Source organism: Flavobacterium sp. (genome assembly GCF_043773265.1).
Taxonomy (GTDB): Bacteria; Bacteroidota; Bacteroidia; order Flavobacteriales; family Flavobacteriaceae; genus Flavobacterium.
The window spans coordinates 1-8,269 of sequence record NZ_JAYVFH010000243.1 but is presented as its reverse complement, the minus strand read 5'-3'; the positions used below and the strand labels follow the sequence as shown (position 1 = coordinate 8,269).

General features: G+C 29.4%; 8 protein-coding genes. 4 read left to right on the top strand and 4 right to left on the bottom strand.

Annotated elements, in window-relative coordinates; genetic code table 11:
• The coding region (locus ACH2BO_RS13095) for an MFS transporter (protein ID WP_395045179.1) at nt 1–1,267 on the bottom strand (1,267 nt) is incomplete at its 3' end.
• A 296-nt stretch (nt 1,268–1,563) separates the two neighbouring features.
• Between ACH2BO_RS13095 and ACH2BO_RS13090 the strand changes: the two genes are divergently transcribed.
• From ACH2BO_RS13090 to ACH2BO_RS13080, 3 genes are all read left to right on the top strand, one after another.
• Nucleotides 1,564–2,211 (top strand): TatD family hydrolase, encoded by a 648-nt coding sequence (locus tag ACH2BO_RS13090; protein ID WP_395045178.1) that lies wholly within the window; start codon nt 1,564–1,566, stop codon nt 2,209–2,211.
• 100 nt (nt 2,212–2,311) lie between these two features.
• Complete coding sequence (locus tag ACH2BO_RS13085; protein WP_395045177.1) at nt 2,312–3,031, top strand: ThiF family adenylyltransferase; 720 nt, start codon at nt 2,312–2,314, stop codon at nt 3,029–3,031.
• A gap of 202 nt (nt 3,032–3,233) precedes the next feature.
• Nucleotides 3,234–3,887, top strand: coding sequence for an HAD family hydrolase (locus ACH2BO_RS13080; protein WP_395045176.1), 654 nt, complete (start codon nt 3,234–3,236; stop codon nt 3,885–3,887).
• 582 nt (nt 3,888–4,469) lie between these two features.
• Here ACH2BO_RS13080 and ACH2BO_RS13075 read toward each other — a convergent pair.
• The 3 genes from ACH2BO_RS13075 to ACH2BO_RS13065 form a co-directional block, all read right to left on the bottom strand.
• On the bottom strand, nt 4,470–5,756 hold the full coding sequence (locus ACH2BO_RS13075) for a cryptochrome/photolyase family protein (RefSeq protein ID WP_395045175.1): 1,287 nt from the start codon (nt 5,754–5,756) through the stop codon (nt 4,470–4,472).
• A gap of 119 nt (nt 5,757–5,875) precedes the next feature.
• The gene (locus tag ACH2BO_RS13070; protein ID WP_395045174.1) at nt 5,876–6,571 is read right to left on the bottom strand and encodes an SDR family NAD(P)-dependent oxidoreductase; all 696 of its coding nucleotides are present in this window, start codon (nt 6,569–6,571) and stop codon (nt 5,876–5,878) included.
• A 111-nt stretch (nt 6,572–6,682) separates the two neighbouring features.
• The gene (locus ACH2BO_RS13065) at nt 6,683–7,150 is read right to left on the bottom strand and encodes an SRPBCC family protein (protein WP_395045173.1); all 468 of its coding nucleotides are present in this window, start codon (nt 7,148–7,150) and stop codon (nt 6,683–6,685) included.
• A 146-nt stretch (nt 7,151–7,296) separates the two neighbouring features.
• Between ACH2BO_RS13065 and ACH2BO_RS13060 the strand changes: the two genes are divergently transcribed.
• Nucleotides 7,297–8,151 carry a DUF2911 domain-containing protein gene (locus tag ACH2BO_RS13060; RefSeq protein ID WP_395045172.1) on the top strand — a complete coding sequence of 285 codons (855 nt, stop codon included), beginning with the start codon at nt 7,297–7,299 and terminating at the stop codon, nt 8,149–8,151.
• Nucleotides 8,152–8,269: the final 118 nt, after the last annotated feature.

Here is an 8,269-nt window from a genome sequence, read left to right as displayed (position 1 = left end):
CAAACGTAGTTTTTACTTCTCTAGTAAGTCCAGGATATTTTTGTTTTTCTTGAGCAACCAATCTAATCACCCAAAATCCTAAATAAGTTCCAATCAATCCCAAAATTCCCATAAAAAGCCAGTTTATTTGATAACCATAACCAGCAATAATTGCCATTCCAACTTTAGCACTCAAGATATGAGCCAAACTAAAACTCATAGTAAAAATAGCCATATATCTGCCTTCATGACCTTTTGGTGCGCGACTCATTGCAAACGAATTAGAAAAAGGAAACGAGAACATCTCGGCAAATGTCATAAACAACATCATGATAATAAGTATTCCAGCCCAAGTATTTACTAGCATTAAAAACAAACTAATTGCCATCATCAAACAACCAATAGAAACCACTCTCACTTTATCAAGTTTATTTCTTTCAATATAATTTACAATTGGCATTTCTAGAAAGAAAACCAAAACACCATTCATTGTTAATAATAGTCCGGTTTGTAGTTCAGTCAAATCAAATTGTTCTTTGTGATACAAAGGAATTGTAGTAAATAATTGAAAAAATAAAATGCCAGTTACAACACAACAACCCAAGAAAACCCAAAATGGTTTGTCTTTAAAAACCGATTCTCTATTGGTTTCCAAAAGCCATTTTGCTTCTCTCGCCTCTTTAGATTGCTTCTCTTTTTTCTTTTCTTTTACCAAAAGACCAAAAACAATAATCGCCAAAATACAAGTTCCACCATCAGCCCAAAACAAACCTTTATAACCCATATTCATAATAATCAATCCGCCCAAAGCTGGTCCAAGCGCAAATCCAAGATTTATTGCAAGTCGAACCAAAGTCAATGCTTGCGTTCTATTTTCTGGTTTTGCATAAGCGCTCAGAGACACAAACATAGCAGGACGAAACATATCGGCAACCAACATAATCATAAACATTGCAACACAAAGACCAACAAAACTTGTAATATATTGCAACCCAAAAAACATCAAACCACTAACAAACAAGCTAAAAATCATAATTCTATAAAACCCAATTTTGTCCGAAAGTTTACCACCAAGCCAAGAACCAGCCATAGATCCAAGTCCAAACCAAACCATAATCCAACCCACTTGACCATAAGTAAAATGCAAATCTTCTTTCAAGTATTTCGACAAAAAAGGCAAAACCATCGTTCCTGCACGATTAATAAAAGTAACAAGTGTTAAAATCCAGATTTCTCTCGAAAAACCTCTAAAATTATTGATGTATTTTTGAAAAGCTCTTGCAATCATAAAAGATGTAAAATGCAAATTTAGTTGTTTTTTAGGAGCTATTTCCAGCTTTTCACTATATCTTTTATAAAATTACTTGTCAAGAAAAATGCTAAGTAATTTTATAAAAGGATGCCTTTGCAAACGAAGTTCACTGAACACAAATTAAAATAAACGTTTAGTGAAGTAATCTGGGCTAACACATCAGTAATAGTTAGGAATTTATCCAAAATTCTGTCTTAATCTATTAAAAATAGTAATAAAAAATAAAAGTAAAATAGTGTTTACATTTCTAACTAATAAATTATTTTTGCTAAATGAAATTCTTCAATTTGCACACACATAAATTTACTAACAATTCTGATATTTTAGAATTGGTAAATCAATATCCGTGGGATTTTAAAGAAGATATTCCCAATTATTCTATCGGAATTCATCCTTGGTATATTGATGAAAGTAGAGTAGAAGCAGACTTAAAAATCATAGAAGAAAAGCTTCAATTAAAACAATGTTTGGCACTTGGCGAATGTGGATTAGATAAACGAATAGAAATTAAGTTACCATTACAAATTGAAGTTTTTGAAAAACAAATTCTATTAGCAGAAAAATATAAAAAACCATTAGTTTTGCATTTAGTTGCAGCATTTGACGAAGTAATAGAAATCAAAAACCGATTAAAAATTAATGTTCCAATAATTATTCACGGATTTTCTAAAAACGAGCAAGTAGTAAAGCAGTTAATAGATAACGGATTTTATATTTCCTTTGGAAAATATTTATTACAGAATAAAGTTATGGAAGCCGTTTTTAAATCTATTCCAAACGATAAATTTTTCTTAGAAACAGATACAATCAATGCAACTTTAGAAGAAGTTTATCAATTAGCAGCAAAATATAAAAAAATAAAAATTGAAGATTTAATAAAAATTGTAGATTCAAATTTTAAGACAGTTTTTAATACATAATATTTGTCATCCCGAGCGCAGTCGAGGGAATTCAATATAAATGAAACAATAATCAATAAAAAGAGGACGAGATTGCTTCGTGCCTCGCAAAAAAAAAAGAATGGCAAAGTGGCAAGAAAGAGCTGAATTATTATTCAAAAAAGAAGGATTAGAAAATCTAAAAAATGCTAATGTTTTAGTAGTTGGCGTTGGTGGTGTTGGATCATTTGCTGCCGAGTTTTTGGCTCGCGCAGGAGTTGGAAATCTAACAATTGTAGATGGTGATGTTGTAGATATTACAAACATTAATAGGCAATTACCAGCACTGCATTCAACTGTAGGTTTGTCTAAAATTGAAGTTGTAGGTGAAAGGTTATTAGATATAAATCCAGAGTTAAATTTGACGAAAGTCCAAGAATTTTTATCGCCAGAAAGAGCATTTGAAATAGTAGAAGAAAAATATGATTACGTTTTAGATTGTATCGATAGTGTAACGCCAAAATTAAATTTAATAATTGGTGCCAAACGCAAACGTGTAAAAATAATTTCGAGTATGGGTGCAGGCGGAAAAATGGAAGCAGCAAAAGTAAAAGTTGCCGACATTACTAATACCGTAAATTGCATGTTTGCCAAAACCATCAGAAGAAGATTAAAAGAGTATAAAATTGACAAACTAAAAGTAGTTTTTTCATCAGAAATTCAAGATGAAAGCAGTTTAAAAATGACCGATGGAAGTAACTATAAAAAATCATTTTATGGTACAAACAGTTATATGCCAGGACTTTTTGGATTGTATATGGCAGAAACGGTGATTCGATATTTGATTAAGAAAGAAAAATAAATCCTCAATTTTGTCATTTCGACCAAGAAGAAATTTAATAATCTTACTACTTAAATTTTAGACATATAGAATGTGATTTCTCCTTCGTCGAAATAACAAAAATTATGTTAAATATAATAGTAAAATAGTTATTCATAATTATATATAAAATCTAAAACATAAAAAAGACTTAGAGTCTTAGCGCCATTGTGGCAAAAGTAACATGATAAAAACAGTAATTTTCGATATGGATGGTGTAATTGTAGATACAGAACCAGTACATCATTATGCTTACGTTCAGCATTTTAAACAATTAAATATTGATGTTTCTCCAGAAATGTATGCTTCTTTTACAGGAAATTCAACTAAGAATATTTATGAGCGATTGAAAACAATTTTCAATTTAGAACAAGATGTTCAAACATTAGTTGAAACAAAAAGATGTTTTTTTGACGAAGCGTTTGATAATAAAGAAGATTTGTATTTGTTGGATGGTGTTGAAGATTTAATTAAAGAATTACACAGTAACGGAATGCAATTAGTATTAGCATCATCATCTGCAAATGTTACTATCAATAAGATTTTCAATCGATTTAATTTGAATCAATATTTCACTCATAAAGTTTCTGGTGAAGATTTTCCAAAATCTAAACCACATCCAGCCATTTTTTTAAAAGCTGCTGAATTATCTCAAACATCTGTCCAAAATTGCATCGTAATAGAAGACAGTACTAACGGAATTCTTGCTGCAAATGCTGCCAATATTTTGTGTGTGGGTTATAAAAGTTTGCATTCTCAACTGCAAGATTATTCTACTTCTGATTTTGTTATTAGCGATTTTAAAGAATTGAGTTTTGAAAGAATTAGAAATTTGTAGATTTAGAATTCCTCTTCTTTGTAGAGTTGGCCGAAGGTCAAGGTGGCTTTAAACTTTAATAAAAAAGGTAATCGAAATAACTGCTTACATAAATACTATTCCAATTAAAAGAAATTTCGTTGAAAATTTACCCTATAATATTAAATTAAAATCTCGTGCAAGAGCATTAAAAAAAGCAGGAAACTACTCGGAAGTTGTATTTTGACAGCAAGTTCACAAAAGAAAATTTTATTCAATAGATTTTGATAAACAATGAATAATTGGAAATTTTATTGTAGATTTTTATGTAAAGACTTTAGGACTATTTAATTTCTTTGGGATTGAAAATCTTTAAAACTACTAATATTAGAGTTCTTCACGATTTAGAAAATGTTATGAATGAACTTGAAAAATTTATTATTGAACATTATTCTATTAAATAGATATTCATTTTTTTTATTTATATTTTTCCACCTCGTCATTCGGACATTCTTCCAGAGGAGGAGAATATTAAATGTTTATTTTTTTATACAATTTTAAAGTCACCTTGACCTTCGGATATTCTTCCAGAGGAGGAGAATGTAAACCCAAAAATTTGTAATTCTATCCAACTGCTTCTTTATAAACTCTCAAGCAGCGTTCTCGAGCTTCTTTATGGTCTACAATTGGTTGTGGATAATTTAAAGTTTCCAATTCTGGAATCCATTTTTTAATGTATATTAAGTCTTTATCAAATTTTTTTATTTGCTCTGTCGGATTAAAAATTCTAAAATATGGAGCTGCATCAACACCACTTCCTGCTGCCCATTGCCAATTTCCAACGTTACTTGCTTGCTCATAATCTAATAATTTTGTTGCAAAATAAGTTTCACCCCAACGCCAATCAATTAATAAATGTTTGCATAAAAAACTTGCTGTAATCATTCGCACACGATTATGCATATGTCCTGTTGCGTTTAATTCGCGCATTCCAGCGTCAACAAAAGGATATCCTGTTTTTCCATCACACCATTTTTGAAATAAATCTTCATTATTTTTCCAAACTATAGCATCGTATTTTGGTCTGAAACTGGATTTAGTTGTATTAGGAAAATGCCAAAGAATTTGCATAAAAAACTCACGCCATATCAATTCTTTAAAAAATGTTTCATTATTACTTTCAATTGCTTTTGCAATCATTTTTCTTATGGAAACTGTACCAAATCTTAAATAAATTCCTAAGTAAGACGTTTTATTTAAAGCAGGAAAATTTCGAGTTGCTTGGTAATTATCAATCAAATCATTTGAAATATCAAATGGTGTAACCTTTATTGATGAAGTTTCAAAACCTATGTCTGATAAACTAATAAAAGGATAAGAGTGAAGTGCAATTTTATCCAAAAAATCTTCTGATTTGTAATTGATTAATTTAATTTGTTTGAACCTATCTTTCCATTTATTTGAATATGGAGTGTAAACTACATAAGGAGTTCCATCGTCTTTTACAACTTCAGATTTTTCGAAAATAACTTGATCTTTACTTGTTTTAAATTCAATATTATTTTCTTTAAAAAGATGAAATAATTCTAAATCACGTTTTCTTGCATAAGGTTCGTAATCGTGATTTGTGGAAACAGTTTTTATTTTATTTTCAGAAATTAATTTCTTGTAAACATCAAATGGTTTGCCATGAAAAACGGCTAACGATTTTCCGATTTCCTTAAATTGCTTCTGAATTTTCTCTAACTGATTGTGAATAAAAGTTACACGAGCATCGTCTTTTGGCAATTGCGAAAGTATCGAATCATCAAAAATAAATATAGGTAATACTTCTTCATTAGCATTTAAAGCGTGAAAAAGGCCAACGTTGTCGTCTAATCGTAAATCTCTTCTAAACCAGAATATGTTCATTTTTTTTATTATTTCAATTGCAAAAATCAACTTCAAAAATCAATTTTAAATTTATATAACAATATCTTTTATTGATTTTTGACATTGAGATTGATATTGCAATTGAATTTATATTGTTATTAATTAACTAAAAGTGTTGACATTCCACCATCAACATTAAAAATTTGTCCAGTAATCCAATTGCTTTTATCTGATAATAAAAAACTCGCCATTTGAGCAATATCGTCAGAAGTTCCAACTTTTTTCATCGGATTTCTTAAAGCAGTTTTCTCCTTTTTTTCATCAGAATTTAAGAATTTATTTGCCAAAGGAGTATCTGTTAAAGAAGGAGCAATTACATTTACTCTAATTTTTGGTGCATATTCGGCAGCCAACGCTTTTGCAAAACCTTCAATTGCGCCTTTTGATGCTGAAACACTAGTATGAAAAGGCATTCCCATTTTTACTGCAACTGTACTAAATAATACAATACTTGATTGATTAGAAGCTGTCAAGTTAGGCAAAACTGCTTGAATTACTTTCACCATGCTTATGAAATTTATTTGTAAATCTTCTTCAAAAACTTCTGGTTTTAAGCCACGAAATGGTCGCAAATTGATGCTTCCAGGACAATAAACTAAACCGTCAATAACTTCTGGTAAAGATGAAATATCTAATGAATCTGTTGATGCATCAAACTTAATATAATTTACATTTAAATCTGATAAATTTTCATTAGTTCTTGAAGCTATAAATACATTATTTCCTGCTTGTATTTCTTTTGCAATAGCAAATCCAATTCCATATGAACCGCCAATTAATACTATATTTTTCATTTTATGCTGAATTTATTTCAGCATCTCTCGATGCTTAGTTATTTATTTTTGAATTTATTTCAGCATCTCTCGATGCTTAGTTATTTATTTTTGAATTTGAATTTTTAAACTTTAGCTTTTATATTCACCAAACATTTCAATTAATTTTTTTCTTCTATATTCAAATATTTCATTCAATTTTGGTTTAACAAGAAACGGATGTACCAATTGTCCCAAAATTCCCATTGGAACTTTATAATCTATAATATCTTCCATTTCAACGCCACCAGGAATTTCTTTTATAAAATGTTTGTGATGCCAAAGTGCATAAGGACCAAAACGTTGTTCGTCAACAAAATATTTTTTATCAACCACATGAGTAATTTCTGTAACCCATTTTGCAGGTATTCCTAAAACTGGAGTTACTATATATTGAATAATTTGTCCCGGATACATTGGTTTATCAGCACCAGAAAGTATCCTAAAACCCATATATTTGGGAGTAATTTTTTGGAGATTTTTGGGATCTGAAAGTAAATCCCAAGCTTGATCTAATGTGATTGGTAAATTTTGTTTGGTGTGTAATCTGTAAATTTTCATTTTGAATCTAATTTATTTGGATGTAAAAATACAAATTGTTTAATTATTTTTAATATTTGTTAAACAAAATTAATTGATTTTAAGTTTATATTAACATTTAGAGAAAATACAATTTTGTAAATTTGACAAACTAAATTTTAATAATTATGAAAAAAATATTTTTTGTATTAGCAATGATGATTGCAAATTATGCAATTGAAGCACAGGTTAAAACACCACAACCAAGCCCAAAATCTACTCTAAATCAAATAGTTGGTTTAACAGATGTAACTGTTGATTATTCTAGACCAAGTGCAAAAGGAAGAACTGTTTTTGGTGATTTAGTACCTTTTGGAAAACTTTGGAGAACAGGAGCAAATTCTAATACAACAGTATCTTTTAGTGATGATGTAGTGATAAATGGAGCAACTTTGAAAAAAGGAAAATATGCTTTATATACGACTCCAAAAGCAGATATGTGGGAAGTTGTTTTTTATACATCAACAGATAATTGGGGAACACCAGAAAATTGGGATGAAAATAAAGTTGCTGTAAGAACAAATGTAAATCCAGTAATGCTAAGTAATAATGTAGAGAGTTTTACAATTGGTATTAATAATTTAACTAATGACAGTGCTACGCTAGACATTTCTTGGGAAAAAACGATGGTTTCAGTAAAATTTGATGTGCCAACTCAAAAATCTGCAATTGCAAGTATTAACAAAGCTTTGGCTGGACCAACTGCTGGTGATTATTTTTCTTCTGCACAATATTTTTACCAATCAAATGGTGATTTAAACAAAGCATTAGAATATGTTAATAAAGCAGTTTCAATGGTAAAAGCTGGCGATGATGTTCCGTTTTGGCAATTGCGTCAAAAATCATTAATTCAAGCTCAATTGGGTGATAAAACAGGAGCAATTGCTACTGCAAAATTATCTCTTGCTGGTGCTGAAAAAGAGAAAAATGATGACTATATAAAAATGAATAACGACAGTATTAAAGAATGGAGTAAAAAATAATTTAAGTTTACTTTTAATAGTATAACCATAAATTCTTTTAGAGTTTATGGTTTTTTTTATGTGTTTATTTTCTTCTTTTGATTCAATATTATTTGTGCCATGATAGATAAAGAAACGG

Bases quoted from the DNA above. Each gene is read 5' to 3' on its own strand.
- ACH2BO_RS13080 (WP_395045176.1), top strand. From the start codon at position 3,234: ATGATAAAAACAGTAATTTTCGATATGGATGGTGTAATTGTAGATACA.
- ACH2BO_RS13075 (WP_395045175.1), bottom strand. From the start codon at position 5,756: ATGAACATATTCTGGTTTAGAAGAGATTTACGATTAGACGACAACGTT.
- ACH2BO_RS13090 (WP_395045178.1), top strand. From the start codon at position 1,564: ATGAAATTCTTCAATTTGCACACACATAAATTTACTAACAATTCTGAT.
- ACH2BO_RS13065 (WP_395045173.1), bottom strand. From the start codon at position 7,150: ATGAAAATTTACAGATTACACACCAAACAAAATTTACCAATCACATTA.
- ACH2BO_RS13085 (WP_395045177.1), top strand. From the start codon at position 2,312: ATGGCAAAGTGGCAAGAAAGAGCTGAATTATTATTCAAAAAAGAAGGA.
- ACH2BO_RS13070 (WP_395045174.1), bottom strand. From the start codon at position 6,571: ATGAAAAATATAGTATTAATTGGCGGTTCATATGGAATTGGATTTGCT.
- ACH2BO_RS13060 (WP_395045172.1), top strand. From the start codon at position 7,297: ATGAAAAAAATATTTTTTGTATTAGCAATGATGATTGCAAATTATGCA.